This is a genomic window from Streptomyces sp. NPDC059010 (assembly GCF_042740355.1).
GTDB lineage: Bacteria > Actinomycetota > Actinomycetes > Streptomycetales > Streptomycetaceae > Streptomyces.
In genome coordinates, this window is record NZ_JBHYJA010000028.1 from 11,856 (window position 1) to 37,999 (window position 26,144).

Below are 26,144 nucleotides of genomic sequence, written 5' to 3' on the forward strand. Positions count from 1 at the left end.
TCCTAGGGACGCGAGGAGGTCATCCTACGAATACGGCCGCTGGCCCCTAGAGGCTCGCCGCCAGTTCCGTGCCCTGTTTGATGGCGCGCTTGGCGTCGAGTTCGGCGGCCACGTCGGCGCCGCCGATGAGGTGGACGCTGCGGCCGGCGGCGAGCAGGGTCTCGTAGAGGTCGCGGCTCGGCTCCTGCCCGGTGCACAGGACGATGGTGTCGACCGGGAGGACGGTGCTCTCCTCGCCGACGGTGACGTGCAGTCCGGCGTCGTCGATGCGGTCGTAGCGCACGCCCGGGACCATGGTGACGCCGCGGTGCTTCAGCTCGGTGCGGTGGATCCAGCCGGTGGTCTTGCCGAGACCCGCGCCGACCTTGCTGGCCTTGCGCTGGAGCAGATGGACCGTGCGCGGCGGGGCGGGGCGCTCGGGGGCGGTGAGGCCGCCGGGGGCGGTGTAGTCCATGTCGACGCCCCAGTGGCGGAAGTACGTCTCGGGGTCCTCGCTCGCCTTGTCGCCGCCGTCGGTGAGGAACTCGGCGACGTCGAAGCCGATGCCGCCCGCCCCGAGGATGGCGACGCGGTCGCCGACGGGGGCGCCGTCGCGCAGGACGTCGAGATAGCCCACCACGCTCGGGTGGTCCACGCCGGGGATTTCGGGGGTGCGGGGGGTGACGCCGGTGGCGACCACGACCTCGTCGTAGGCGGCGAGGTCCTCGGCCGACACCCAGGTGTTCAGCCGTATGTCGACGCCCTGCCAGTCGAGCTGGTGGCGGAAGTAGCGCAGCGTCTCGTCGAACTCCTGCTTGCCGGGGACCTTGCGGGCGACGTTCAGCTGGCCGCCGATCTCGCTCGCGGCGTCGAACAGCGTGACGTCGTGGCCGCGTTCGGCGGCGCTGACGGCACAGGCCATCCCGGCGGGTCCGGCGCCCACGACGGCGACGCGCTTGCGCCGCCGGGTCGGGGAGAGTGTCAGCTCGGTCTCGTGGCAGGCGCGCGGGTTGACCAGGCAGGAGGTGATCTTGCCGCTGAAGGTGTGGTCGAGGCAGGCCTGGTTGCAGCCGATGCAGGTGTTGATGGCCTCGGGACGGCCGGCCGCGGCCTTGGCGACGAAGTCGGGGTCGGCGAGCATCGGACGGGCCATCGACACCATGTCCGCGCAGCCGTCGGCCAGCAACTCCTCGGCCAGCTCGGGGGTGTTGATGCGGTTGGTGGTGACGAGCGGGACCGACACCTCGCCCATCAGCCGCTTGGTGACCCAGGTGTACGCGCCGCGGGGCACGGACGTCGCGATGGTCGGGATGCGCGCCTCGTGCCAGCCGATGCCGGTGTTGATGATCGTCGCGCCCGCGGCCTCGACGGCCTTCGCGAGCGTGATCACCTCGTCCAGCGTGGAGCCGCCCGGGACGAGGTCCAGCATGGACAGCCGGTAGACGATGATGAAGTCCTGGCCGACCGCCTCGCGCACCCGGCGCACGATCTCGACCGGGAAGCGCATGCGGTTCTCGTACGAGCCGCCCCAGCGGTCGGTGCGGCGGTTGGTCTGCTTGGCGATGAACTCGTTGATGAGGTAGCCCTCGGAGCCCATGATCTCGACGCCGTCATAGCCGGCCTGCCGGGCGAGGCGGGCGGCACGCGCGTAGTCGTCGATGGTCCGCTCGACCTCGGCGTCGTTGAGCCCGCGGGGCGCGAAGGGGCTGATCGGCGCCTGGAGCGGGCTCGGGGCTACGAGGTCCTGGTGGTAGGCGTACCGGCCGAAGTGCAGGATCTGCATCGCGATCCGGCCGCCCTCGCGGTGCACGGCGTCGGTGATGACGCGGTGCTGCTCGGCCTCCGCCTCGGTGGTGAGCTTGGCACCGCCTTCGTACGGCCGGCCCTGGTCGTTGGGGGCGATGCCGCCGGTGACGATCAGGCCCACTCCCCCGCGCGCCCGCTCGGCGTAGAAGGCCGCCATGCGCTCGAAGCCGCGCTCGGCCTCCTCCAGGCCCACGTGCATGGACCCCATGAGGACGCGGTTGGGCAGCGTGGTGAAGCCCAGGTCCAGCGGGCTCAGCAGGTGCGGGTAACGGCTCATCGGGGCCCCTCCGTGCGGGTGTCGTGCCTGACGTAGTTGTAGAGGACCGGGGAGTCTTTATGCAACTAGTTGCACAACCGGGAGGGGGTGACACAGGCCACTGACAGCTCTGCCGAGGAGGCGGCTGCGGGTGCGTGGGGGCTGGTCGCGCAGTTCCCCGCGCCCCTGAGGAACATCCGCTGCACGCCCCTTTCAGGCGCGGGGGGAACTGCATCCGCCTCCGGCACAGTGGCCTCATGACCACACACGCCGACATCATCGGCCTCGCCCAGCGGCTGATCCGCTGCCCCAGCCGCGCCGGGATCGACGACTACGGTCCGGTCCTCGGCACCCTGGAGGACTGGCTCGCGGCGCGTGAGCTGCCGTATCGGCGTCTCCACGGCGAGAAGGGCGGCACCGTCGGGCTGCTGGTCGAGGTCGCGGGCGGGCGGCCCGGTCCCTGGTGGGCGCTGGACGCCTGCGTCGACACCGCGCCGTACGGCGACGAGACCGCCTGGTCGTTCCCTCCGGACTGCGGCGAGGTCGTGGACGGCTGGCTGCGGGGCAGGGGCGCGGCGGACTCCAAGCTCGCCGCGGCGATGTTCTGCGGCATCGCGGCCGAGCTGCACGGCCGGGCCGAGGACCTGCACGGCGGGCTGGCGGTGCTGCTGGACGTCGATGAGCACACGGGTGGCTTCGGCGGGGCCCGCGCGTACCTGGCCGATACGGAGGCGGTCCGTCCGGCCGGGGTGATGATCGGCTACCCGGGGCTGGACGAGGTCGTGGTCGGCGGGCGGGGCCTGTGGCGGGCCACGATCGCGGTATACGCGGCCTCGGGTCACTCGGGGTCCCGGGCCACGACGCCGGGTGCGGTCTCGCGCGCGGCGCATCTCGTACGGCTGCTGGAGGAGGCCGAACTCCCGGGCGCGGACGGGGAGTTCCCGTTGCCGCCGAAGCTGACGGTGACCTCCTGCCACGGTGGTCAGGGGTTCTCGGTGGTGCCCGACCTGTGCGAGCTGGGCGTCGACGTCCGTACGACGCCGGGCTTCGACGGCGTCGACGCCGAGCGGCTGGTGCGCGGGGCGGTGGGCGAGCTGGACGTGCGGGTGCCCGCGCCACGGCCGACCCTGATCACCCCGGTGGCCGCCTGGCCGCCGTATCGACTGGCCGGGGAGCGGCAACCGGCCGCGGCCCTGCTGGACGCCGCCGCGCGGGAGGGCCTCACCGTCCGGCCGAAGACCGCCGGACCCTCGAACATCGGCAATCTGCTCGCGGGCGAGGGCATCGCGGCCACGGCGGGTTTCGGGGTGCGGTACGCGGGCCTGCACGGCGTGGACGAGCGGGCCTGTCTCGCGGACCTGCCCGCCGTCCACGCCGTCTACCGGCGTGCCGTACTCGGCCTGCTGGGCTCTTCCTGACCGAGCCCGCCCAGACCGAGTTCGCCCAGACCGAGTTCGCCCTCACCGCCCTCGCCGCGGCCGAGCCCGCCCTTGCCGGGCTCGGCCCTCAGAGGCCGGGACGGCTCTTGAGCACCACGTGCAGCTCCCGCTCCTGGTCGCCCGAGGCCGAGGCCAGGTCGTGGACCGTGAAGAGGGAGTCCAGCGTCGTACGGAGCCGTTCGATGGCCCAGTAGCCGCCCTGTGCGTCCGCCTCGACGGTCGCCGAGAGCCGGGCGGGTGCCGGGCACTCCTGCGCGTCCGTCACCTCGAACGTGCCGAGCCACACCATGGGGCGGGTCTCATGGAGCTGCTGGGGCACGTCCTCGGGGCCGCGGTCGGACTCGAAGCACGTGCACAGCGCGTCGAACACGATCCGGGCGTCTTCCTTGCTGCATCCGCTGATCTCGACGGACACGGGCTCCTCGTGCAGTCGTTCACGACCCATCGTGATCGCTCCTCTCGTGGCCGCACCGCGGTACCACGGGTAGCCCGCGGAACCGGACCCCAACCCAAGAAAAGCACCACGCACGCCGGAGCACTACCGGCGGAGCCGCCCTGTCCGCACCTCGGCCCGGCGGGATCAGCTCCGTGTGAACCGGTACGTCTTGCTGTCGGTCAGCACGCAGAAGCCCGGCGAGATGACGATCACCCGCAGGGTGCCGCTGCGGCGGTCGTAGTCGATGCCCTCGGTCTCGTGGTTGCCGGAGCAGGAGCTGCGCAGCGGGAGCTGGCGCAGGGCGGTGACATGGCCGGTCACGTCGGACGAGCCGGGCTCCGCGGAGAGGTCGATCTGGAGCAGCGGCTTGGTCATGCCGAAGAGGGTGCCCGCCGGGTCGTCGGAGGAGCACAGCAGGGTCTTGGCGCCGAGGAAGTCACAGCCCTGGATGTCCCGTACGGCGTGGTCCAGCCGGATGCTGGAGGTCCAGGGGAGGTTCGCCGAGGGCGAGGTGGCGGGGTTGACGCCGGGGGTCGGGTGGACCAGCAGGCGGGTCATGGTGCCCCACTCGCCCGAGACCATCCACTGGCCGCCGGGCGTGATGGCGGCGAAGGAGTTGTTCAGCGCCTCCCCGGAGCCCAGCGTGTGGACGTACTCCGACCAGGTCCCGTCCGGCGCCTGCACCCGGAACATCTTCGCGGTGCCCGAGTCCGCCTGGTACGGCTCGACGTAGTAACCGTTGTAGGAGGCGTCGGGGTCGCCCACATGGTTCCATCCGCGGCTGGAGACCGAGACGGGGATGGTGCCGATGCCGGTGTAGCGGTTGGGGCTGTTCGCCGGGACCTCGACGGAGGTCAGGCCCTGGCTCTCGGTGAGCGGGTCGGCGCGGTCGGAGCCCACCTCCGTCCAGGTGTCGGCGGCCTGCGCGGGCGTCGCGGTGGACAGCACGGCGGCGGAGGCGAGGGCGACCAGGCCGGTCAGAGCGGTGTGACAACGTTGCCGGGCGCGCAGGGCCATGGGGGCGACTCCTTGGGGGTGAGTGCGCGGGAGGGGCGTGTCGGCGGACAGTTTGGCGGCCTCATGTGGTCATGTACAGACCAAGCAGACGAACGGGTGCTGTCTGATCGGCCACAGTCATGTGATCCGGTGCCGACTTCACCGGACGTTCTCCGCCGTGTTGAGGGATGGTGGAGGTGAACGACCAAGAGGGCCCAGAGACGCTTGAACGCGGTAGAACTAGGGGAGTCGGCACGGGGGAACGGCGTGCCGCGAGGATGGGCGAAGGCGGTGCGTGGGATGTCTCCAGCCGAACGTCCCGTGCCCGAGGGCGACGAGCCGGCACGCGGGCCGATGGGCCTGAACGGCGAGTCCGCTCGCGGGCCGATCGGGCCGAGCGGGCTGCTCGACGTGCTGGGCATGGCCTCGGTGGTGCTCGATGTCCAGGGGCGCATCGTGCTGTGGAGCCCCCAGGCCGAGGAGCTGTTCGGCTATCCGGCAAACGAGGCACTGGGCCAGTACGCCGCCCGGATCATGGTCCACGAACAGCACCTGGACCTGGTCGTCAAGCTGTTCTCCGACGTCATGGAGACCGGTGAGGGCTGGGCCGGCGCCTTCCCCATCCGGCGCAAGGACGGCAGCACCCGGCTGGTGGAGTTCCGCAACATGCGGCTGCTCGACGACGAGGGCGACGTCTACGCGCTGGGCCTGTGCGCCGACCAGACCACGGTCCGGCGTCTGGAGCGGGACGTGGCGCTGTCGACGCGGACGATCGCGCAGGCCCCGATCGGCCTGGCCGTCCTCGACACCGACCTGCGGTACGTCTCGGTCAACGAGGCGCTGGCAGGGCTCAACGGCATCCCCGCCGCCGACCACATCGGCCACACACCGCGCGAGCTGCTGCCGGGCATCGACGCCGACGCCATCGAGGCGGCCCTGCGCTCGGTGCTGCGGACCGGTGATCCGCTCATCAACCAGCGCATCACCGGGCGCACCCCGGCCGATCCGAACCGCGAGCACTTCTGGAACATCTCGCTCTACCGCCTGGAGGACACGGCGGGGGCGGTGCTGGGCGTGGCCGGCATGGCCGTGGACATCACCGAGCAGCATCAGGCCGCCGTCGAGGCCGAGTCGGCACGGCGGCGCCTCGCCCTCATCGCCGACGCCTCCGCACGGATCGGCACCACGCTGGAGCTGGACCGCACGGCACGCGAGCTGGCCGACGTCGCCGTGCCCGAGCTCGCCGACGTGGCGGCCGTGGATCTGCTGGAAGCCGTGGTGGAGGGCAGACGCAGCAGCCTCGGGCCCACCGAGCCGGCGGTGATCCGCGCCCTGGCCGTGCAGGCCGACCATGCCACGGAGGCCCTGAGCGCCGCCGACCCGCCCGGGCAGGTCGCCCGCTACGGCCCCGACCGGCTGGTCACCGAGTGCGTGCGCACCGCCAGTCCCGTCCTGGTGGCGCATGTCGAGGAGCAGGACCTGCCGCGGATCGCCCGCTCCCCCGAGGCCGCCGTGCAGCTGGGCCGCGCGGGTGTGCACTCGTATCTGGCGGTGCCGCTGATCGCGCGCGGCGAGGTGCTGGGCGCCCTCGACCTCAAGCGCACCCGCAATCCGCTGCCGTTCAGCGAGGACGATCTGCTGCTCGCCCGTGAACTGGCCGCCCGCGCGGCCGTGCAGATCGACAACGCCCGCTGGTACCAGAACGCCCGCGACACCGCCCTCACCCTGCAGCGCAGCCTGCTGCCCAGCCACCCCGCGGTGACCGGCGGCCTGGAGGTCGCCTCCCGCTACCAGCCGGCGGGCGCCAGCGCCGAGGTCGGCGGCGACTGGTTCGACGTGATCCCGCTGGAGGACGGCAAGACCGCGCTGGTCGTCGGCGATGTGATGGGCAGCGGCATCGACGCCGCCACGACCATGGGCCGGCTGCGCACCGCGACGCACACCCTGGCCTCCCTCGACCTCGAACCGACCCGCCTCCTGGAACACCTCGACAAGATCACCGAGGGCCTCGACCACTCCATCGCCACCTGCGTCTACGCCGTCCACGACCCGAATCTGCGGCAGTGCCGGATCGCCAACGCCGGCCATCTGCCGCCCGTCCGCGTCCGCCCCGGCCGGCCCCCGGAACTCCTCGAACTGCCCACCGGCGCACCGCTGGGCGTGGGCGGCGTCGCCTTCTCCACGACGACGATCGACCTCGTGCCCGGCGACCAGCTGGTGTTCTACACGGACGGCCTCGTCGAGACCCGCCAACACCCGCTGGACGAGCGCCTCGACGCCCTCCTGGAGCTCCTCGACGACCCCGACCGCCCCCTGGAGGAGTGCTGCGACCTCCTCCTGCGCACGCTGCACCAGCCGGACAACTCCGACGACGTGGCACTGCTCATCGCGCGGGTGCTAACGCCGAGTTGACGGGCCCTGAGGAGCAGGTGGGACGGGCGCCCGAATTCACAGCAACTGATTACTTGTTCCTTACCGTCCGCCACCCACAATCACAGCAAGGCATGGCATGGGGATGCCGGGTGCCGTGACCGATGGGAGCGAGCGGTGACACACGATCCGGATCAGGGACACAGCACCGGCGCGGAGCCGGCCGGCACGGAATTCGAGGTCCTCACGGGACCGGGCGGTCCGCAGCGGGAACACACCCCGGGTGCGGCGCTGCGCGGGCTGTGGCAGGGGCGGTCCGTCCGGGCCCGGGCGGTGACCGCGGCGGCCACGGTCGCCGTCCTGGCCCTCGGCGGGACGGTCGCCTACGCGGCGTCCGCCTCGGGCTCGGGCGCCGGGGCCTCCCCCTCGGCCGCCGGAGCTGCGTCGGCGTCACCGTCCCCGGACGGGCCCGGCGGCCGGCACGGCCACGGCATGTTCGGCCTCGGCGGGGGCGGCGTGCACGGCGAGACGACCGTCAAGGACCCCGACAGTGGCGAGTGGATCGTACGGATCTGGCAGCGCGGCACCATCGAGAAGGTGGACGGCGACCAGGTCACCGTCAAGAGCGAGGACGGCGCCTCGTGGACGTGGACCGTCGGCGCGGACACGACCGTGCGCCATGACGGCGACAAGGGCTCCGGCACCGAGGCCCTCAAGAACGGCGAGGACATCTTCGTCGTCGGCACACGGTCCAACGACGACACCAGGACGGCCTCCCGTCTGTTCTCGGGCAACTGGGACGAGTGGAAGCCGAAGGGCAAGGACGGGGACCGGGGGCCGGGCGGCCGGCGGGACAAGTTCCCCGGGCCGCGCCACTGGGACTGGCGGAACCCCGGCCCCTCCGCGAGCACCTCGAAGAGCGGCGCGGCGACCTGATCAGGACCGGGCTCAGGGCTGGTTGAGGCCGATCACGACATGCGCGTACAGCTCCTCCGACGCGACCACACGCGCCGCCAGTCCGCTGCCGGTGAAGGCTTCCAGGGCCTTCGGCGCCTGGCGTTCACTCGTCTCGACCAGCAGACAGCCGCCCGGCGCCAGCCACCGGGGCGCCCCGGCGGCGACCCGGCGCAGCACGTCCAGGCCGTCCGGACCGCCGTCGAGAGCGACACGGGGCTCGTGGTCGCGGGCCTCCGCGGGCAGGAGGCCGACCTCGTCGGTGGGTACGTACGGCACGTTCGCCGCAAGGATGCCGACGCGGCCGCGCAGGCTGTCGGGCAGCGCCTCGAACAGGTCGCCCAGGTGGACCTGGCCTCCGTAGGGAGCCACGTTGCGGCGGGCACAGCGCACCGCCGCAGGGTCGATGTCGGCTGCATGCAGCTCGATCCGGCGGCGTGAGCCGAGCGCGGCGGCCAGGGCCACGCCGACCGCGCCCGAGCCGCAGCACAGGTCCACGGCCACGGACGTGTCCGGTGCGACGGCGAGGGCCTGCTCGACCAGGAACTCGGTACGGCGGCGGGGCACGAAGAGGCCGGGTTCCACGGCTATGCGCAGCCCGTGGAACTCGGCCCAGCCGAGGACGAGTTCGAGGGGCAGACCGGTGACGCGGCGGTCCACCATGGCGGCCAGCTCGTCCGGAGTGCGGGCGGCGGCCAGGATCAACCGGGCCTCGTCCTCGGCGAAGACACAGCCGGCGGAGCGCAGGGCGCTCACGACGGTGTCGTGGGTGAGCGGCGAGGGGGACGCGGGAGAGGGCGAGGGAGAAGAGACGGGGGGCATGAGAGCCGAGAGCCTTTCGGAAGCCGAAGGGTGCTCTCGCGGTCGCCTACCGGCGGTGATCCGCGCCGATTCGAGGTGGGAGCACCCGACCTGACACAGCGGTAATGGGTCTCACCTCCCTGACTCGGCACGCCGGGACCGTCCCGACCGGACGGCCACATTACCCCAACGATCACTGGGACGATTGAACGAACGTGTAACCCGTACGGTTGAATGAGCACGTACCGATCACGCTCGACCCGCGGGCCGTCGCCTACGGCGGCCTGGAGGCACCACCCGCATGAACGTCACCCGAGGCTTCACCGGACGCCCTCGCGTCCAGAACGCCGCGCTGCCGCCCGGCCAGTACGACGCGGGCGACGACTGGCCCGTCCTCTCCGCCGAAGTCACGCCGGAGCTGACGCCCGCCGAGTGGTCCTTCCGCGTCGACGGTCTCGTGGCGGAGCCGCGCACCTGGAGCTGGGAGGAAGCGCATGCGCTGCCGGCGTCGGTGTACGAAGGCGACATCCACTGCGTGACGAGCTGGTCGAAGTTCGGTGTGCGGTTCGGGGGTGTGTCGCTGGACGCCTTCCTCAATGTGGTCCGGCCCCATGTGTCCGCCACCCATGCCGTCGCCTATTCGCACACCGGTTACACCACGAACCTGCCACTCGCCGATCTGACGGGTGGGCGGGCCTGGATCGCCTGGGAGTACGACGGGGAACCGCTCGCTGCCGAGCACGGCGGCCCGGCACGGCTGCTGGTGCCGCACCTGTACTTCTGGAAGAGCGCCAAGTGGATCGCGGGCCTGCGGATCCTCGACCACGACGAGCCGGGGTTCTGGGAGCAGAACGGCTACCACGGCCGCGGCAACCCCTGGCAGGAACAGCGGTACTCCGGTGACTGAGACGACCGAGACGACCGGGGTGCCCGAGGCGACGGCCGTGACCTCCGAATCCATGGCGTCCGCTCCCCCGACCCGGTTCGCCGTGCCCGGCCGGATCGCCGTCAGCAACCGGGCCGCTGCGGTGTGGCAGACCGCCACGATCACCGAGATCCGCCGTGAGACCCCGCACGCGGCCACCTTCCGTCTCGCGGTGCCCGCGTGGGCGGGCCATCTGCCCGGCCAGCACCTGATGCTCCGACTGACCGCGGATGACGGCTATGTGGCCCAACGCCACTACTCGATCGCGTCCGCGCCCGGCGACCCGGGGCACATCGAGCTGACCCTCGACCATGTCGAGGACGGTGAGGTGTCCGGCTGGTTCCACACGGTCGCCGAGCCCGGTGACACGGTCGAGGTCCGCGGCCCGCTCAGCGGCTTCTTCGCCTGGCCCGGGGACCGGCCCGCGCTGCTGGTCGGCGCCGGCTCCGGCGTCGTACCGCTGATCTCGATGGTGCGGCACCACCGGGCGCGGGGCCTGGACGTTCCGCTGCGGCTGCTGGTGTCGGCGCGCAGCCCCGAGGAACTGCTCTACACGCGCGAGTACGGCGCCGAGACGACGCCCGTGTTCACGCGGAGCGCGCCGGAAGGTGTGCCCGTGGGACGTATGGCCGCCGCACATGTGGCGCCGCTCCTGGCCGAGCAGCCTCCTGGTGGTTGGGAGGCCTATGTGTGTGGCTCCAACGCGTTCGCGGAGCACGCCTCGCGGCTGCTCGTGGCGGCAGGCCAGCCGGTGGACCGCATCCGGATCGAGCGCTTCGGCTGATTGACGGGGCGCAGCTGCGACCAAGTGGCGCGTGTCCGGGCAAGTGCCGATGCGCTTTATGCCCGTGCGCTGTGTGCCCGTCGTTTGACGATGTCCCCGGGATCGTCAGGAACGATGTCCCGTCTACGGGGTACCTGCACGGCATGCGAAGCCGCGTGCGTGGCCGGGGTTGGCGGCACAGTCCGCTGCGGCGCCGGTCGGATGTCGTCGAGGCGTGGACAGTGGTGGCCGTGATCGCGCTGCTGCTCGTCGGCGCGCCGCTGGCCGGGGTGATCGCGGCCTGGAGGGCCCATGGCGACGCCCTGACCATGGCTCGGGAGCAGCGCGCCGGTCTCCGTCAGGTCCGGGCCGAGGTCATCGACAGAGCCCCCGGCGCAGTCCCCCTGCCGCAGGGCGGACGGCGGCTCTCCGCGAAGGCCACGGTTCGCTGGACGGAGTCGGAGAAGGGTCCGCGTACGGCCACGGCGCATGTCCCGGCCGGGACACGGACCGGCGACAGGGTCGACGTTTGGCTCGACGCCGGGGGCCGCAGCGTCCCCCCGCCTCCCGACGACGCGTCCGTCTGGTACCGCTCCGTGACCGTCGGCATCTGTGCCACGGGCGGCGCGGTGGCCCTGACCCTCCTCGGCCACACGGCCGTACGCCACGCCGCGATGCGCCGTCGCCTGGCCGAATGGGAACAGGACTGGGCCCGCACGGAGCCGGGCTGGACCGGCCGCAGGGCATGACCCGTGGCCGTGACATCGGCCGGTGCCACGGGATGGCGGCAGCCAGTGCCACGGAATGGCGTCGGCCGGTGTCACAGAAATCAGACGGGATTCGGTCCGACGGCGTCAGGGTTTCCGGTCCGCCGGTCCCAAGCCGTCGAGGAGCGCGTCGAGTCCGGCGGACAGGCCGTCCGGTCCGCCCTGCTCGGCAAGGGCCGGGGCGACTTCGCGAAGCACCGGCAGTTCCTGGGACGGCATGCGGTGCAGGCCCAGGCGGAACGCGGGGTCGGATTCCTCGGGGTTGTCCACCATGGCCCTCAGTTCCACCGACACATATCCGAGCACCCAGGCGGTGAAGGCGCGGAACACGGAGGCGGCACGGGCGTCGTCGAACCCAGCCTTCCGGAGCAGGACGAGGATCCGCTCGTGATCCCTGAGCACCGCGAGCGGCCGACGGGCGAGCGGCACGGCCATCATGCGGGTGGAGAGCAACGGCACGGCCTGCGGGTGGGCCAGACACACGTCGTACAGCGCGCGAGCGGTCCGTTGGAGCTCGGTACGCCATTCGGATGCCTCGGAGCCGTCGGCCAGTCGCCCCTCCAGCTCCAGGTACAGCGCCTCGACGAGGCCGTCCAGGAGGGAGTCCTTGCCTTCCGCGTACCGGTACAGCGCCATCGCCTCGACACCGAGCTCCGCGCCGAGCCGGCGCATGCTCAGCGCCGAGAGGCCCTCCCGGTCGACCAGCTCCAGAGCGGCGGCCAGCACGCGCTCGCGGCTGAGCCTGCCGTAGCGTCCCCGGTCACTGGCGCGACGCGCGGGCTTGTCCGCCGAACCCTCGGCCATTGCGTGCCTCCTTGCCCCGACAGCATCCGCATACGACGTAAACATACCTGGCGGCGCCCCTCTTGACCCTTCTCGTCAACCTCCTCGCTTGACCGCGCGTCGCATTCGGTGCAAGATGTTTACAGCGTAAGTTTACATAGCAGCGAACTGACGATCTGACGATCATGAGTGCCCCCATCGAGGACTACGCCCTCATCAGTGACCTGGAGACCGCCGCCATGGTCGGCAAGGACGGTTCCGTCGACTGGCTGTGCCTCCCCCGCTTCGACTCGCCGGCCTGTCTGGCCGCGCTTCTCGGCACCGAGGACAACGGCTTCTGGCGGGTCTCCCCCGACACCGGTGGGACCTGCACACGACGGGCCTACCGGGCGGACACGTTGGTCCTGGACACATGGTGGGAGACCGCGACGGGGACCGTACGGGTCACCGACTTCATGCCGCCCCGTGCCCAACTGCCGTGTGTGGTACGCGTGGTGGAGGGACTCGCGGGGACCGTGACCATGCGCAGCGAGCTGCAGCTGCGCTTCCACCAGGGCCGGGTCGTGCCCTGGATCCGGGCCGTCGACCAGTGCGCGGTGGCGGTCGCCGGCCCGGACGCCGTCTGGCTGGACGCCGACGCACCGGTGCGGTCGCTCGACCGTGAGGACTCGACGGTGTACGACTTCACCGTCCCGGCCGGCCGGCGGCTGGCCCTGACCCTTGTCTGGTCGCCCTCCCACCTGCCCGAGACGCCCGCGCCGCTGTCCTTCCCCGCCGAGACCCTCCTGAAGGAGACCAGCGACTTCTGGCGACGCTGGAGCGCCCAGTGCCGCTACGAGGGACCGTGGCGGGACGCCGTCATGCGCTCCCTGATCACGCTGAAGGCGCTCACCTACGCCCCCACGGGCGGCATCGTCGCCGCGCCCACCACGTCGCTGCCCGGCTGTATCGGCGGGCAGCGCAACTGGGACTACCGGTACTGCTGGCTGCGCGACTCCACCCAGACCCTGTCCTGTCTGCTGCGCAGCGGCTACCGCGAGGAGGCGGCGGCCTGGCTGGACTGGCTGGTGCGGGCCATCGCGGGCGACCCCGCCGATCTGCAGACCGTCTACGGCGTGGGCGGTCAGCGGCTGCTGCCGGAGACCGAGGCGCCGTGGCTGCCCGGCTACGAGGGTTCGCGACCCGTCCGGTTCGGCCACTTCGCGATGAACCAGTTCCAGCTGGACGTCTACGGCGAGGTCCTGGACGCCCTCTGTCTTTCGCTGCGGGCCGGGATCCCGATGCCGGCCCATGTGTGGAGCCTGGTGGAGGCGTTGATGGGCTATCTGCTGCGCCACTGGCGGGAACCGGACCAGGGGCTGTGGCAGGTGCGCGGACCCGGGCGGCAGTTCGTCCACTCCAAGGTCATGGCCTGGGTGGCCGCCGACCGCGCCCTGCGGATGGGCGAGCTGCTCGGCCGCAACGGCTCCTCGGGCCAGTGGCGTGCCATGCGCGACGAGGTGCACCGGCAGGTGTGCCGGGAGGGGTGGGACGCCCGCCGACGGTCCTTCGTGCAGTACTACGGCTCCTCGGCCCTGGACGCCTCGGCGCTGCTGATGTCCCGGCTCGGCTTCCTGCCGGCCTCGGACGAGCGGGTGCGCGGCACCGTCCGCGCGATGCGGGGGCTCGACCACGGCGGCTTCGTACGGCGGTACGCCACGAACGGCGACGGCGCGCACGAAGGGGACGGCGTCGATGGTGTCGACGGCGCGTCCGGCCCGGAGGGCGCGTTCGTGGCGTGCTCCCTCTGGTACGCCGACGCCCTCGCCACGACCGGCCGTCCGGAACAGGCCCGGGACGCCTTCGAGCGGGTGCTCGCCATCCGCAACGACGTCGGCCTGCTCTCGGAACAGTGGGACCCGGACACGGGCCGCCAACTGGGCAACGCGCCCCAGGCGTTCAGCCACATCGCCCTGGTCGAGACGGCATTCACCCTGAGCGCCTCCGGCCTCGGCGATTCCACCACCGGCGACTGATTCCGCTACCGGCGATCCGGGTTCCGTGCCGCCGTGCTCAGTACCCCTGTGCTCAGTACTGCCGTGCTCAATACCGCCGTGCTCAGTGCTTCGGGTTCGAACGGCGCGCCGCGCCCGCGTACCCGTGCGGATTGACCTGCTGGAACCGCCAGGCGTCCCGGCAGATGCCCCCCAGGTCCCGCCTGGGCCGCCAGCCCCAGTCACGTGCCACGGCACCCGCGTCGGCGACCAGCTCGGCCACGTCACCGGGGCGGCGGGGCACGACGTCGTACGGAATCTCCCGGCCGCTCGCCTCGGCGAACGCGGCGACCACTTCCAGGACCGAACTGCCCCGGCCGACACCCAGGTTGTACACGCGCATGCCGGGTGCGTCGGTGAAGTGGTCGAGGGCCACACGGTGCGCCTCGACCGCGTCCATGACATGGAGGTAGTCCCGGACCGCGGTGCCGTCAGCCGTCGGGTAGTCCCCGCCGAACACGCGGAGCCGCTCCTGGCGGCCTATGGCCACCTGGGCGACGTACGGCATCAGGTTGTCGGGGTCGCCGGCCGGGTCCTCGCCGAGCAGCCCGCTGGGGTGGGCGCCGACCGGGTTGAAGTACCGCAGGCACAGCACGGCGTACTCGGGGAGGTGCCGGCAGACGTCGGCGAGGATCTGCTCGCACCGCAGTTTGGAGGCCGCGTACGGGTTGGTGGGCCGGGCGGGGGTGTCCTCGCCCAGCGGGCCGTGGCCGGCGTCGCCGTAGATCGAGCAGGACGACGAGTAGACGAGCTGGTACACCCCGTGGTCCTGCATGGAGCTCAGCAGGGCGGTCAGGCCTCCGACGTTCGTGTCGTAGTACTCGACAGGCATACGGGTCGACACGCCCACGGACTTCATTCCGGCGCAGTGCACGACGGCGTCCACGGCGTGCCGGTCGAACACGGCGGACAGGGCCCGCCGGTCCCGGATGTCCAGCTCGTAGACGGCGCCCACGAAGCGTCCGGCGATGCGTTCCACGCGCGGGAGGACCTGAGGGGAGCTGTTGGAGTAGTCGTCGACAACGATCACCTCGTAACCATGATCGAGCAGCTCCACGCAGACATGACTGCCGATGAAGCCCGCCCCGCCGGTGACCAGGATGGTCGAGGGCGGGCCGGGCGATCCGGTTCCGATGCCGAGAGGGTCCACCGGAACCGGTTTGCTGGGCGTCATGGCACGAGGTCTCCTGACTGCGACCCGACGCCGTACGTTTACGACGTACATATACAATCCTGCCCCCATTCCCCGCACGCGTCAAGAAGAGCGGCACACCCGTGCGGGATCACCAACGGCCTGGCGAGACCTCCGATCACCCACGTACGGTGTGATCACCCGCACCTACTCTTCGCAAAGGCGGTATCCGATGGCCCTGTTCGACCTCCCGCTCGACGAACTGCGCGAGTACCGCAGCAAGTCCGTCGAGCCCGAGGGCTTCGACGCGTTCTGGTCCAAGACCCTCGACGAGGCCGGCGAGCACGATCTGGACGCCCGCTTCGAGCCGGTCGAGACGGGGCTCGCCACGGTGCGGGTGTACGACGTGACGTTCGCCGGGTTCGGCGGCCACCCGGTGAAGGGCTGGCTGCGGCTGCCCGCCGGGGCCACGGAGCCGCTGCCGCTGATCGTGGAGTTCATCGGGTACGGCGGCGGGCGTGGGCTGCCGCACGAGGATCTGCTGTGGGCGTCCACGGGCCGCGCGCACTTCGTGATGGACACCCGCGGTCAGGGCAGCGCGTGGGGCGGCGGTGGCCACACGCCGGATCCGGTGGGCTCCGCGCCGGCCTACCCCGGCTTCATGACCCGTGGCATCGAGGCGCCCGAGAACTACTACTACCGCCGGGTGCTCACGGACGCGGTCCGTGCCGTCGAGGCGGCCCGCTCGCACCCGCTGACCGACGCGTCGCGCACGGTCGTGACCGGCGGGAGCCAGGGCGGCGGCATCACCATCGCCGTGGGCGGTCTGGTGCCGGACCTGACGGCGGTCGTGCCGGACGTGCCGTTCCTGTGCGACTTCCCGCGCGCGGCACACCTCACGGACCGCAACCCGTACCGCGAGATCGCCCTCTACCTCAAGACACACCGGGGCCGCGCGGAGGACGTCATGCGCACCCTGTCCTACTTCGACTGTGTGCACTTCGCGGCCCGCGGCCGGGCACCCGCCCTCTTCTCGGCGGCCCTGGAGGACCAGACCTGCCCGCCCTCCACCGTCTTCGCGGCCTTCAACGCCTGGGCCCACGACGAGAAGGCCATCGAGGTGTACGACTTCAACGACCACGAGGGCGGCGGCCCGTACCACGAGGCGGCCAAGCTGCAGTGGCTGCGCTCGCACGCCTGAGAGGGGGGCACGTGGAGACGTCCGAGGCCGCGGAGCGGTTCGTCCGGGTCTGGGAGCGGGGCTGGGCCGAGCATGACGTGGACGCGCTGCTGGAGCTGTACGCCGAGGACTGCGTCCACCGCTCGATGCCGTTCCGTGAACCGCACCGGGGGCGGGCCGAACTGGCCGCGTATCTGAGCTGGTCGTTCGCCGAGGAGCGGGTGACCGACGTGCGCTTCTCCGCGCCCGTCGTCGGGCGGGACGGTGTGGCCGTGGCCGAGTTCCGGGTCCTCGCGGAGGAGGGGGGCGCGCCGTCCACGCTGGCCGGCTGTGTCTTCGCGCGCTTCGACGCCGCGGGGCTGGCCGTCGAGACCCGCGACTACTGGCACACGGCCGAGGGTCACCGGGAGCCGGAAGGCGCGCGGTTCGTCGTCTGATTTCGGCTCGTCCGACACCTTCCGTCCAGTCCGACCAGTCGGTACGTTCAGGGTGCCCGGGCCGCCGTTTCGCGACCCGGGTTTCCGGCGGACGACGAGGGACGGCCCATGACGGAGCACGAGACGCAGGTGCACGGGGACTGCGATCCGCGGTTCGCGGCGGTGCGGACGGCGTTCGAGGCGAACTTCCGGGAGCGCGGAGAGCTGGGCGCCGCGGTCACCGTCACCCTGGACGGCCGGACCGTCGTGGACCTGTGGGGCGGCTGGGCCGACGCGGCCCGCGAGCGCCCATGGGAACGCGACACGCTGGTCAACGTGTGGTCGACGTCCAAGGGTCCCACGGCGCTGTGCGCCCACCTCCTCGCCGACCGGGGACTGCTCGACTTCGACGCGCCGGTCGCCGTGTACTGGCCGGAGTTCGCCGCCGCGGGCAAGGAGCAGATCCTCGTACGGCATCTGCTGTCGCACCGCGCGGGCCTGTCCGGTCTGCGGGAGCCGCACACACTCCAGCAGCTCTGCGACTGGGAGTTGACGACTCGGCGGCTCGCGGCGATGGAGCCGTGGTGGGCACCGGGGACACAGTCCGGGTATCACGCGCTCACCTACGGTTTCCTGGTCGGGGAGGTCGTACGGCGGGTGTCGGGCATGCTGCCCGGTGCCTTCCTGGAGCGGGAGGTGACCGGGCCGCTCGGGATCGACTTCGCGATCGGATTGCCGGAGAAGGACTCCGGGCGGGCGGCCGAACTGGTCCACTCACCATCCGCGTCGTCCAGTGAACAGGCCGCCGTCTTCGGCCAGTTGGCCCCAGCCGCCCTCGCCGCTCTGGCCAACCCCGTCGTGGGGGCGGCGCAGGCCAACTCGCCCGAGTGGCGGGCCGCGGAGATCCCCGCCGCGAACGGTCATGGCACAGCGCGTGCGGTCGCCGCCCTGTACGGGATCTTCGCGGGCCGCGGGTCGTACGACGGGCGTCGCGTCCTCTCCCCCGAGGCGGCCGAGCGGGTGCGTGAGGGGCAGGGCAGCTGCCGTGATCTGGTGCTCGGCGCCGGGTTCGACGGCGAGACGGAGGTCGGGCTCGGCCTGTGGCTCAGCGGGGCGAACGGCTCGTACGGGCCTAATCCGCGGGCTTTCGGGCATGACGGCTTCGGCGGCTCCTGCGGACTGGCGGACCCGGAGGCCGGAGTGTCGCTGGGCTATGTGATGAACCGGATGGGCCCCCATATAGCCGACGATCCGCGGAAGATGGAGCTGGTCGACGCCCTGTACAGCGCCTTGTGACGGCCGACCGGCGTGGGTTGTCCCGGCCGAAGTGACGGACTGCGCCTACGAGTTCGCGGTCCCGTCCGCAGGCCGGGCACGCACGACCCGCGACTGCCGGACCAGCGCCACCAGCCTGCCGTCCGCCGACCAGACCGTGCTGCCGTCCACCACCCAGCCGCTGCCCGCGCACTCGGTACGGATCCGGACGAGGGCCCAGCCCTCGTGGGCATGCGCTCCCTCCCAGGACCACCACTGGGCGTCGATACGGATCTCGGCGCTAGGTGAGTTTGAAAGCAGTCCCTCTCGAAGGGTCCAAGTTGGAAAGTCCAACCCGCTCAACCCGCTCACTCCGGGAGGCGACGCGCCACCACCATCCGCACCCGCGGGCTCCCGTCGCGCCGCCGCCCGAACTCGGGCAGCGCCTGCAGCTCCACCGCGAAGCCGGCGCGCGTCATCTCGTCCCGCACCTGCCCGAGACGGAAGGCCCGGTAGTACATGACGAACGGTGGCCGCCACACGGCGTTGCGCACCCGCATGACCGCGTCGAAGCCCAGCAGCATCCAGTAGCCGACGGACACCGGACGCGGCGGGGCCACGACGGGGAAGACGAAGCACCCGCCCGGCCGCAGCACGGAGTGGACCCGGGCGAACAGCCCCGGCAACTCGCGCGGCAGGAAGTGGCCGAACGCCCCGAAACTCACCACCAGGTCGAAGGCAGGGGCGAACGGAAGGGCACGGGCGTCCGCGCGGACCCAGGCGACGCGGGGCTCCTCGACCCCCACCCGCGGCCGCTGCCAGGCGACGTCGAGCATGCCCGCGCTGAAGTCGACGCCGGTGACACTGCGACGGCACACCCTGGCCAGCACGTCCACCCCCGCGCCCGTCCCGCAGCACAGGTCGAGGCCGTCGTCGTACGGGCCCGTCCGTGCGAGCGCCTTGGTGACGGCGGAGAGCACCGAGTCGGGCGTACGGAAGGGGGTGTGGTCGAACTTCGGGGCGAGCAGGTCGTATCCGCGCTCGACGGACGACAGGGCCTGGACGGCGAGTTCGCGCAGCGAGGGACCTTCGGGGCTGAACATCCGCGTCACCCCAGCGCGACGCGCTGCTTCAGGACGGCGAGAACCCGCTCGCACCAGCGCAGGTTCTCCTCCTCGAAGGAGATGCCGCGCAGCAGTGTCAGATACGGGCCGACGCGGTCGGACTCGCGCAGGTACTCGTCCTCGGTACGGCCGTCGAGCAGCCGCTCACGGAGGCGTTCGTACCGGTCGAGCTTGCCGCGTGCCCATGCCATGCGCTCCTCGATCATGGCGCGGGTCGGCTCGGGATCCTCCATGGCCTGGAGCTTGATCAGGAGTTCGTCACGCACGGCCGTGGGCCGCCGTGGCGGCTCGGCGGCGAAGGCGCGCAGGTGCTCCCGTCCGGCCTCGGTGAGCGTGAACATCCGCTTGTTCGGCCGCCGTTCCTGCTGCACGAACCGGGCCTCGACGAGGCCGTCCTGCGCGAGTCGCTCCAGCTCCCGGTAGAGCTGCTGCGGGGTCGCGGGCCAGAAGTTGGCGAACGAGATGTCGAAAGCCTTGGACAGCTCGTAGCCCGAGGCCTCGCCCTCCAGAAGGGCGGCGAGGACGGCGTACTTGAGGGACATGTGGACACATTAACAGCGGATGATTATTGTCATCCGCACCTACTCAACTAATTGACTATGAGGTGATCCGGATGCGCGCGTTCCGCGAGGCGGTCGAGACAGGCGACATCGAAGCCGTCGAGGCCCTGCTGGCCGAGGACGTCGTCTTCACCAGCCCGGCCGTCTTCAAGCCGTACGCCGGCAAGCCGATCACCGCGGCGATCCTGCGCGGTGTCGTGCGGGTCTTCGAGGACTTCCGCTATGTGCGCGAGATCAACGACCCGGGCGGCCGTGATCACGCGCTGGTCTTCACCGCCCGGGTGGGCGACCGGGAGATCACCGGCTGCGACTTCCTCCGGGTCAACGAGGACGGCCTGATCGACGACTTCATGGTCATGGTCCGTCCGCTGTCGGGTGCGCAGGCTCTGGCCGAGGCGATGGGGGCGCAGTTCGACCGGATCACGAAGGAGGCGCAGGCCCGGTCGGTGTAGGGGCGCCCCTACGCGGATCGGCACTCCGCGAGGCGTCGTTCGAGGAACCTCCGTTCCGCGTCGTTCTCCACCAGCTCCAGTGCCCGCCGGTACGCCTCGGCCGCCTCCTGTGTACGGCCGCTGCGGCGCAGCAGATCGGCGCGGGTGGCGGGGAGCAAGTGGTAGTCGGGCAGCGCGCCCTCGGCCTCCAACTCGGCGACCAGGGCGAGCCCCTGCTCCGTGCCCTCGGCCATGCCGACGGCCACCGCTCGGTTGAGGCGGACGACGGCGGAGGGCACGAAGCGGGCCAACTCGCCGTACAGGGCGGCGATGTCGGCCCAGTCGGTGTCCTCGGCCGTGGGCGCCGTGGTGTGGCAGGCGGCGATGGCGGCCTGGATCTGGTACGGCCCGGGGCGTCGGCGCCGCAGCGCGGTCTCCAGCAGGGCGGCGCCCTCGTCGACCTCGGCCCGGTCCCAGGCCGTACGGTCCTGGTCCTCCAAGGTGACCAGGTCGCCCGCGGCGTCCACGCGTGTGTGCCGACGCGCGTCGTGCAGCAGCAACAGCGCGAGCAGGCCCAGCACTTCGGGTTCGTCGGGCATGAGGCGGGCCAGGACGCGGGCCAGCCGGATCGCCTCGGCACAGAGGTTCATGCGGACGAGATCGGCGCCGGTGGTGGCCGCGTACCCCTCGTTGAACAGCAGGTAGATCACGCCGAGCACGCCCGTCGTCCGCTCGGGCAGAAGGTGCGCGGGCGGCACCCGGTACGGGATTCCGGCGTTGCGGATCTTCCGCTTGGCGCGCACCAGCCGCTGCGCCATGGTCGCCTCGGGGACGAGGAAGGCGCGGGCGATCTCCGGTGTGGTCAGTCCCGCGAGGGTACGCAGCGTCAGGGCGACCCTGGCCTCGATGGGCAGCGCCGGATGACAGCAGGTGAAGACGAGCCGCAGCCGGTCGTCCTGGACGCCGCTGCCGTCGCCGTCGTCCCCTGCGTCGTACGACGGTTCGTCGCGGGCGAGCACCGCCACCTCCCGGAGTTTCGCCGCCCCCACCGCCTCCCGGCGCAGTACGTCCAGGGCGCGGTTGCGGGCGGTCGTGGTCAGCCAGGCGCCGGGGCGGCGCGGCACTCCGTCGCGCCGCCAGCGGTCGAGGGCCTGGGCGAAGGCGTCCTGCGCGCACTCCTCGGCGAGGTCCCAGTCGCCGGTCACCCGGATCAGGGTGGCGACGACCTGGCCCCATTCCTCACGGAAGGCCGCGGCGACGGCCTCCTCGACGCCGTTCGTCGCGCTCACTCCCAGACCGGCCGCACTTCCACGGAGCCGCCGCCGAGGGCCGCCGGGTGCCGGGAGGCGAGGGAGATGGCCTCGTCCAGGTCGGCGACCTCGATGATGTCGATTCCGGCGACGTACTCCTTGGACTCCACGAAGGGCCCGTCGCTGAGCAGCACCTCGTCGCCCTGGACGCGCACGGTGGTGGCGTCGGTGTGCGGCCGCAGACGGGCTCCGCCCTTGACGATGTCGCGGCTGCGGACCTCCTCGATGTACGAGGTGAAGCGGGGGTCGTCGGCGATCTCCTCGGGGCTGAGTTCCTCGCCGCCGACCGGTGTGCAGATGAACAGGACGTACCTCATGACCGCTCCTCGGTAGTGCGGGATGCGTGCTCGTGTGCGATCAGCCAGCGCAGACCGGCGTCGCGGTAGCCGGTGGTGACGCGCATCAGGTCGTCGATCCGCGTGCCGTCCGTGCGGGTGGCGCGCAGGCGGACGAGGGCGTGGCCGAAGGCGATGCTCTCGTCGACGTGGACGCGGAAGTCCAGTACCTCGCGGGTGACGGGGCCGGTGACGCCGGTGAGCAGTTCCTCGATCGACTTGTGCACGGCGTCGGCCCCACGGTGCTCCCGGCCGTCGACGAACGCCGTCGCGTCCGGGGCGTAGCAGGCCGTCATGCGGTCGGCGTCCCGCTCCCGCGCCGCGCCGGTCAGCTCGGCGTCGAGCGCGCGGATCCGCGCCTCGGCGTCCTCGTCCTCCCAGAACGGCCGCACCTCCATGGCGCCGATGCCGGCCACGGGATGCCGCGCCGCCGCCGCGATCGCCTCCTCCATGCTGTCGCACTCCAGGAGGTCGAACCCGGCGACGTACTCCTTCGTCTCCGCGAACGGCCCGTCGCTGCGCAGCACCTCGCCGCCACGCACGCGTACGGTGACCGCCCGGTCCGGGGGCGCCAGCCGGTGGCCGTGCAGACGTACGCGGCGGTCGCCGAGGCCTTCCACCCAGGGTTCGACGGGGGTCATTCCCGAGGCGTCCGCGGTGTCGTCGCCGCAGACCAGCAGCATGTACTTCATCGGTCCTCCCGGTCCTCATGAGCTTCCTACACCCCACCGACGAACGGGACCGGTCCGAATCGACACCCGGGCGCCGCGTCTTTTCGAGGTGGCCATGCGCTCGGCCGCCGTGGTACCTTCCAGGCAGCACCTGTGTACGCCCGTTCGAGGGCGCCGGTGCCAGTTCTCCTTCAGTTCGCCGGTTGATGTACCGGCTTCGTCTCACCATCTCGTGACCAGCGGTTCTGCCGTACCCGAGGTGTTGTTTCCGCCGCCCGAAGGCGCTCTGTCCGCCTTCCCCGAGTCCGCGGCACACCCCTTCCTTCGCATGTCTCATGCCTTCCGTCCGTGAAAGGACCGATCACCGAATGACCACCACCACAGTCGAAAACCCTCCCGTGGAGCACCAGCCCCCGGTCCGTGCCGTCACCGGTGTCCTCGACATCGACGCGAACGGGAAGGGGCACCTGCGTGCCGAGAGCCTGCTGCCGTCGCCCGCCGACCTTCAGGTCTCCCCCGCGCTGATCCGCCGGTACGGCCTGCGCAAGGGCGACCTCGTCGACGGCGTACGCGGTACTCAGCGCGCCCTCACCGAAGTCGCCCGCGTGGACGGCCGCACCCCCGACAAGAACCGCCGCCGCTTCGGCGAGCTGACGCCGCTTCACCCGCGGGAGCGGATCCGTCTCGAACACCCGGCGCCCGGTCTGACCGGCCGGGTCGCCGACCTGATCGCCCCCGTCGGCAAGGGCCAGCGCGGCCTGATCGTGGCGCCGCCCAAGACCGGCAAGACGGTCCTCCTCCAGCAGATCGCGGCCGCTGTCGCCGGCAACCATCCGGAGTGCCGGCTGATGGTGGTGCTCCTCGACGAACGCCCCGAGGAAGTCACCGACATGCGCCGCTCGGTGCGGGGCGAGGTGTACGCCTCGACGTTCGACCGGGCGCCCCGGCAGCACATCGCGCTGGCCGAGCTCGTGATCGAGCGGGCCAAGCGGCTCGTCGAGGCGGGCGAGGACGTCGTCATCCTGCTGGACTCCCTGACCCGGCTGTGCCGGGCCCACAACAACGCGGCGGCGTCCAGTGGCCGCACGCTGAGCGGCGGTGTCGACGCGGCCGCGCTGCACGGGCCGAAGCGGTTCTTCGGCGCCGCGCGTCTCGCCGAGGAGGGCGGTTCGCTCACCATCCTCGCCACGGCCCTGGTCGAGACCGGCTCGCGGGCCGACGACTTCTACTTCGAGGAGCTGAAGAGCACCGGCAACATGGAGCTGCGGCTCAGCCGGGACCTCGCCTCCCGCCGTGTCTTCCCGGCCGTGGACATCACCCCGTCCGGCACCCGCCGCGAGGAACTCCTCCTCCCCCAGCCCGAGTTGACCGCCGTGCGCGGCCTGCGCCGGGCGCTGCACACCCGGGACGGCCAGTCCAATCTGGAAACCCTGCTGGAGCGCATGCGCGAGACGCCGGACAACGCGACGTTTTTGCGGCGGATCCAGCCGACACTGCCGACGGACGGGGCGTGACCGCGGGGCTCGGCGCCGCCTCGGCTCCGTAATGGCCTCGCGTGCGGCATCCGGGTGCTCGGGCGGTGTTCTCGGCCCGGGCAGCGTGGGGTCCGGCGGATGCGTTTCTACGTTGACGGTATGACTATCGGATTTGCCTCCCGGGCTCTTGCGTCCACCTGTGCGCTGTGTGCGGCCGGTCTGCTGGCGCTCGCGCCCACTGCCGCGGCCGTCGATCACGCCCCCGACCCCGACTCACCGGGCGGGCCGCGGGCGGTGGCTCCGCCGCCGGCCTTGCTGTACCGGTCCGAGACCCAGGTGCGACCGGCCAGTGGGACGCCCCGGCTGCCGCAGGTCTCCGCGCTGTCGTGGCTGGTGGCCGACGCCGACACCGGGCAGGTGCTCGCCGCGCACGACGCGCACCGGGAGCTGCCGCCGGCCAGCACCTTGAAGACACTGTTCGCCCTCACCGTGCTGCCGACCCTGCCCGCCGGGATCCGGCACCGGGTGAGCGGGGACGAGCTGGTGGGGATCGGGCCCGGCAGCAGTCTGGTGGGGGTCGCCGAGGGGCACACGTACCGGGTCGCCGATCTGTGGCGCGGGGTGTTCCTCAGCTCCGGCAACGACGCCGTGCGGGTGCTGGCCACGCTGAACGGCGGCTGGCGCGTCACCGCCGACCGTATGCAGGAAAAGGCCCGTGCGCTGGGCGCCCTCGACACGCAGGTGCTGTCGCCGGACGGCTACGACACGCCCGGCCAGGTCTCCTCGGCGTACGACCTGGCGGTGTTCGGCCGGGCGGGGCTGCGCAACGCGGAGTTCGCGCGGTACTGCGGCACGGCCGAGGCGTGGTTCCCGGGCCGCAACGGCTGGTCGTACGAGATCCGCAACACCAATCGGCTGCTGACGGGCGCGGCCGGCCTGGACCCGTATCCGGGGCTGATCGGTGTCAAGAACGGCTACACCAGCAAGGCCGGCAACACGCTCGTCGCCGCCGCCCGCCGGGGCGGTCGCACCCTTGTCGTGACAGTGCTGAACCCTCGGGCGGGCGGGTTCGCCGTCTACGAGGAGGCCGGCGAGTTGCTCGACTGGGGGTTCGGCGCGGCCGGACGGGTCGAACCGGTGGGGTCGCTCGACGCCTTGCGGGTCAAGCCGAGACCGGGTCCCGTGACGGACCCCGTGGTCGCCGACGTGGCGCCGGATGGCGGGCCGTCCGGACTCGGCTGGGCGGAGGCGTGGGCGATCGCGGGCGCCGCCGGGATGGGGGCCGGTGCCATCTCACTGGTGCTGCGCTGCAAGGTCTTCGAGCGGGTGGAGGAGGACTGACCGACCGGCAGCCACAGCAGCAGACCGAGGGTGATCCAGGCGTATGTGTTGCTGCCGAGGAAGCCGTCCACGCCGGACGCGTCGTCGAACCACAGCCACACCACGCTGGTGCACAGCACCGCGTACAGCGCTCCGGCGATCCGTGCCTGCCCGGCGCGGACGAGGACGGCGAACGACGGCAGCAGCCACACCAGGTGGTGGACCCAGGTGATCGGGCTGACCAGACAGGCGGTCAGCCCGGTGAGGGCGAACGCCGCCGTCCAGTCCCCCGCCACGACCGCGCGGCGGGTGCGCGCCGCCCAGACGCCCAGGACCAGCAGCACCACGACCGCCCAGACCGCGCGGCTCGACACGTCCAGGCGGGCCAGGATGCCCTGCAACGACTGGTTGGAGACGTAGTCGAGCCGGCCCACCCGGGTGGTGTCCCACATCGCGTGCGTCCAGTAGAAGCGGGACGCGTCGGGAGCCACCCAGGCCGCCAGCGCCGTCGCCGCGGCGGGCCCGGCGGGGGCCCGGGGCCCCGGGCCCCCCCCCCCCGCCCCCCCCCCCAGCCCCCGGTACCCGGGGCCGGGGCCCGCAGAGTCGGGTAAACAAAAACCCGACCCCC

Annotated in this window: 25 protein-coding genes and 1 pseudogene; 13 read left to right on the forward strand and 13 right to left on the reverse strand. The window is 71.9% G+C overall.

Annotated features, from left to right (window positions below):
- Nucleotides 1–46 precede the first annotated feature (46 nt).
- Nucleotides 47–2,062 carry an FAD-dependent oxidoreductase gene (locus ACFWYS_RS27880; protein WP_384774496.1) on the reverse strand — a complete coding sequence of 672 codons (2,016 nt, stop codon included), beginning with the start codon at nt 2,060–2,062 and terminating at the stop codon, nt 47–49.
- A 236-nt stretch (nt 2,063–2,298) separates the two neighbouring features.
- Here ACFWYS_RS27880 and ACFWYS_RS27885 point away from each other — a divergent pair, with 236 nt between their 5' ends.
- Nucleotides 2,299–3,459, forward strand: coding sequence for a M20 family metallopeptidase (locus ACFWYS_RS27885; protein ID WP_384774499.1), 1,161 nt, complete (start codon nt 2,299–2,301; stop codon nt 3,457–3,459).
- Nucleotides 3,460–3,547: 88 nt separating this feature from the next.
- Here the strand turns inward: ACFWYS_RS27885 and ACFWYS_RS27890 are convergent, their stop codons facing one another.
- Together ACFWYS_RS27890 and ACFWYS_RS27895 are read right to left on the reverse strand one after the other, a co-directional pair.
- The gene (locus tag ACFWYS_RS27890) at nt 3,548–3,925 is read right to left on the reverse strand and encodes a hypothetical protein (RefSeq protein WP_384774502.1); all 378 of its coding nucleotides are present in this window, start codon (nt 3,923–3,925) and stop codon (nt 3,548–3,550) included.
- A 135-nt stretch (nt 3,926–4,060) separates the two neighbouring features.
- On the reverse strand, nt 4,061–4,933 hold the full coding sequence (locus ACFWYS_RS27895; RefSeq protein WP_384774505.1) for a hypothetical protein: 873 nt from the start codon (nt 4,931–4,933) through the stop codon (nt 4,061–4,063).
- Between the two features lie 279 nt (nt 4,934–5,212).
- Between ACFWYS_RS27895 and ACFWYS_RS27900 the strand changes: the two genes are divergently transcribed.
- Entirely contained in the window at nt 5,213–7,324 is a 2,112-nt protein-coding gene (locus tag ACFWYS_RS27900) for a SpoIIE family protein phosphatase (protein ID WP_384774508.1), read from the forward strand.
- A 135-nt stretch (nt 7,325–7,459) separates the two neighbouring features.
- Nucleotides 7,460–8,218, forward strand: a complete 759-nt coding sequence (locus tag ACFWYS_RS27905) for a hypothetical protein (RefSeq protein WP_384774510.1) — start codon at nt 7,460–7,462, stop codon at nt 8,216–8,218.
- A gap of 12 nt (nt 8,219–8,230) precedes the next feature.
- On the opposite strand, the gene ACFWYS_RS27910 is transcribed toward ACFWYS_RS27905, so the two are convergent.
- Nucleotides 8,231–9,058 carry a putative protein N(5)-glutamine methyltransferase gene (locus ACFWYS_RS27910; RefSeq protein WP_384774513.1) on the reverse strand — a complete coding sequence of 276 codons (828 nt, stop codon included), beginning with the start codon at nt 9,056–9,058 and terminating at the stop codon, nt 8,231–8,233.
- A 280-nt stretch (nt 9,059–9,338) separates the two neighbouring features.
- Here ACFWYS_RS27910 and ACFWYS_RS27915 point away from each other — a divergent pair, with 280 nt between their 5' ends.
- The 3 genes from ACFWYS_RS27915 to ACFWYS_RS27925 all read left to right on the forward strand — a co-directional run bounded on the left by ACFWYS_RS27915 (nt 9,339) and on the right by ACFWYS_RS27925 (nt 11,474).
- The gene (locus ACFWYS_RS27915) at nt 9,339–9,944 is read left to right on the forward strand and encodes a sulfite oxidase-like oxidoreductase (RefSeq protein WP_384774516.1); all 606 of its coding nucleotides are present in this window, start codon (nt 9,339–9,341) and stop codon (nt 9,942–9,944) included.
- Nucleotides 9,945–9,996: 52 nt separating this feature from the next.
- Complete coding sequence (locus ACFWYS_RS27920) at nt 9,997–10,746, forward strand: ferredoxin reductase (RefSeq protein WP_384774771.1); 750 nt, start codon at nt 9,997–9,999, stop codon at nt 10,744–10,746.
- A 143-nt stretch (nt 10,747–10,889) separates the two neighbouring features.
- Nucleotides 10,890–11,474 carry a hypothetical protein gene (locus tag ACFWYS_RS27925; protein WP_384774519.1) on the forward strand — a complete coding sequence of 195 codons (585 nt, stop codon included), beginning with the start codon at nt 10,890–10,892 and terminating at the stop codon, nt 11,472–11,474.
- A gap of 105 nt (nt 11,475–11,579) precedes the next feature.
- Here the strand turns inward: ACFWYS_RS27925 and ACFWYS_RS27930 are convergent, their stop codons facing one another.
- Nucleotides 11,580–12,296, reverse strand: coding sequence for a TetR/AcrR family transcriptional regulator (locus tag ACFWYS_RS27930; RefSeq protein WP_384774522.1), 717 nt, complete (start codon nt 12,294–12,296; stop codon nt 11,580–11,582).
- A 164-nt stretch (nt 12,297–12,460) separates the two neighbouring features.
- On the opposite strand from ACFWYS_RS27930, the gene ACFWYS_RS27935 reads away from it, so the two are divergent.
- On the forward strand, nt 12,461–14,290 hold the full coding sequence (locus ACFWYS_RS27935; RefSeq protein ID WP_384774524.1) for a glycoside hydrolase family 15 protein: 1,830 nt from the start codon (nt 12,461–12,463) through the stop codon (nt 14,288–14,290).
- Between the two features lie 82 nt (nt 14,291–14,372).
- On the opposite strand, the gene galE is transcribed toward ACFWYS_RS27935, so the two are convergent.
- Complete coding sequence (gene galE, locus ACFWYS_RS27940) at nt 14,373–15,410, reverse strand: UDP-glucose 4-epimerase GalE (protein ID WP_384774773.1); 1,038 nt, start codon at nt 15,408–15,410, stop codon at nt 14,373–14,375.
- A 262-nt stretch (nt 15,411–15,672) separates the two neighbouring features.
- Between galE and ACFWYS_RS27945 the strand changes: the two genes are divergently transcribed.
- From ACFWYS_RS27945 to ACFWYS_RS27955, 3 genes are all read left to right on the forward strand, one after another.
- A complete protein-coding gene (locus tag ACFWYS_RS27945) occupies nt 15,673–16,641 on the forward strand; it encodes an acetylxylan esterase (protein ID WP_384774527.1) in 969 nt (322 codons plus the stop codon).
- Nucleotides 16,642–16,652: 11 nt separating this feature from the next.
- Nucleotides 16,653–17,057 (forward strand): nuclear transport factor 2 family protein, encoded by a 405-nt coding sequence (locus ACFWYS_RS27950; RefSeq protein WP_384774530.1) that lies wholly within the window; start codon nt 16,653–16,655, stop codon nt 17,055–17,057.
- 108 nt (nt 17,058–17,165) lie between these two features.
- Nucleotides 17,166–18,332 carry a serine hydrolase domain-containing protein gene (locus ACFWYS_RS27955; protein ID WP_384774533.1) on the forward strand — a complete coding sequence of 389 codons (1,167 nt, stop codon included), beginning with the start codon at nt 17,166–17,168 and terminating at the stop codon, nt 18,330–18,332.
- Nucleotides 18,333–18,377: 45 nt separating this feature from the next.
- On the opposite strand, the gene ACFWYS_RS27960 is transcribed toward ACFWYS_RS27955, so the two are convergent.
- The 3 genes from ACFWYS_RS27960 to ACFWYS_RS27970 are packed head-to-tail and all read right to left on the reverse strand — an operon-like array spanning nt 18,378 to nt 19,956.
- On the reverse strand, nt 18,378–18,644 hold the full coding sequence (locus tag ACFWYS_RS27960; protein WP_384774537.1) for a hypothetical protein: 267 nt from the start codon (nt 18,642–18,644) through the stop codon (nt 18,378–18,380).
- A gap of 14 nt (nt 18,645–18,658) precedes the next feature.
- Nucleotides 18,659–19,393 carry a class I SAM-dependent methyltransferase gene (locus tag ACFWYS_RS27965; protein WP_384774540.1) on the reverse strand — a complete coding sequence of 245 codons (735 nt, stop codon included), beginning with the start codon at nt 19,391–19,393 and terminating at the stop codon, nt 18,659–18,661.
- A gap of 5 nt (nt 19,394–19,398) precedes the next feature.
- Complete coding sequence (locus ACFWYS_RS27970) at nt 19,399–19,956, reverse strand: PadR family transcriptional regulator (protein ID WP_384774543.1); 558 nt, start codon at nt 19,954–19,956, stop codon at nt 19,399–19,401.
- 71 nt (nt 19,957–20,027) lie between these two features.
- Between ACFWYS_RS27970 and ACFWYS_RS27975 the strand changes: the two genes are divergently transcribed.
- A complete protein-coding gene (locus tag ACFWYS_RS27975) occupies nt 20,028–20,426 on the forward strand; it encodes a nuclear transport factor 2 family protein (RefSeq protein WP_384774546.1) in 399 nt (132 codons plus the stop codon).
- Nucleotides 20,427–20,434: 8 nt separating this feature from the next.
- On the opposite strand, the gene ACFWYS_RS27980 is transcribed toward ACFWYS_RS27975, so the two are convergent.
- Genes ACFWYS_RS27980 through ACFWYS_RS27990 form a run of 3 tightly spaced genes read right to left on the reverse strand, consistent with a single transcriptional unit; the run spans nt 20,435 to nt 22,742 of the window.
- On the reverse strand, nt 20,435–21,694 hold the full coding sequence (locus tag ACFWYS_RS27980; protein ID WP_384774549.1) for an RNA polymerase sigma factor: 1,260 nt from the start codon (nt 21,692–21,694) through the stop codon (nt 20,435–20,437).
- Entirely contained in the window at nt 21,691–22,032 is a 342-nt protein-coding gene (locus tag ACFWYS_RS27985) for a YciI family protein (RefSeq protein WP_384774551.1), read from the reverse strand. The genes ACFWYS_RS27980 and ACFWYS_RS27985 overlap by 4 nt, the downstream gene beginning before the upstream one ends.
- On the reverse strand, nt 22,029–22,742 hold the full coding sequence (locus ACFWYS_RS27990) for an SgcJ/EcaC family oxidoreductase (RefSeq protein ID WP_384774554.1): 714 nt from the start codon (nt 22,740–22,742) through the stop codon (nt 22,029–22,031). Before ACFWYS_RS27990 ends, ACFWYS_RS27985 begins: the two co-directional genes overlap by 4 nt.
- Nucleotides 22,743–23,089: 347 nt before the next feature.
- On the opposite strand from ACFWYS_RS27990, the gene rho reads away from it, so the two are divergent.
- Together rho and ACFWYS_RS28000 are read left to right on the forward strand one after the other, a co-directional pair.
- Nucleotides 23,090–24,235: a transcription termination factor Rho gene (gene rho / locus ACFWYS_RS27995; protein WP_384774557.1), complete on the forward strand. Its 1,146-nt coding sequence runs from the start codon at nt 23,090–23,092 to the stop codon at nt 24,233–24,235.
- 120 nt (nt 24,236–24,355) lie between these two features.
- Nucleotides 24,356–25,537, forward strand: coding sequence for a D-alanyl-D-alanine carboxypeptidase family protein (locus ACFWYS_RS28000; RefSeq protein ID WP_384774560.1), 1,182 nt, complete (start codon nt 24,356–24,358; stop codon nt 25,535–25,537).
- Between the two features lie 272 nt (nt 25,538–25,809).
- On the opposite strand, the pseudogene ACFWYS_RS28005 reads toward ACFWYS_RS28000, so the two are convergent.
- A pseudogene (locus ACFWYS_RS28005) lies at nt 25,810–26,007 on the reverse strand (glycosyltransferase 87 family protein); the annotation flags it as partial.
- Nucleotides 26,008–26,144 lie beyond the last annotated feature (137 nt).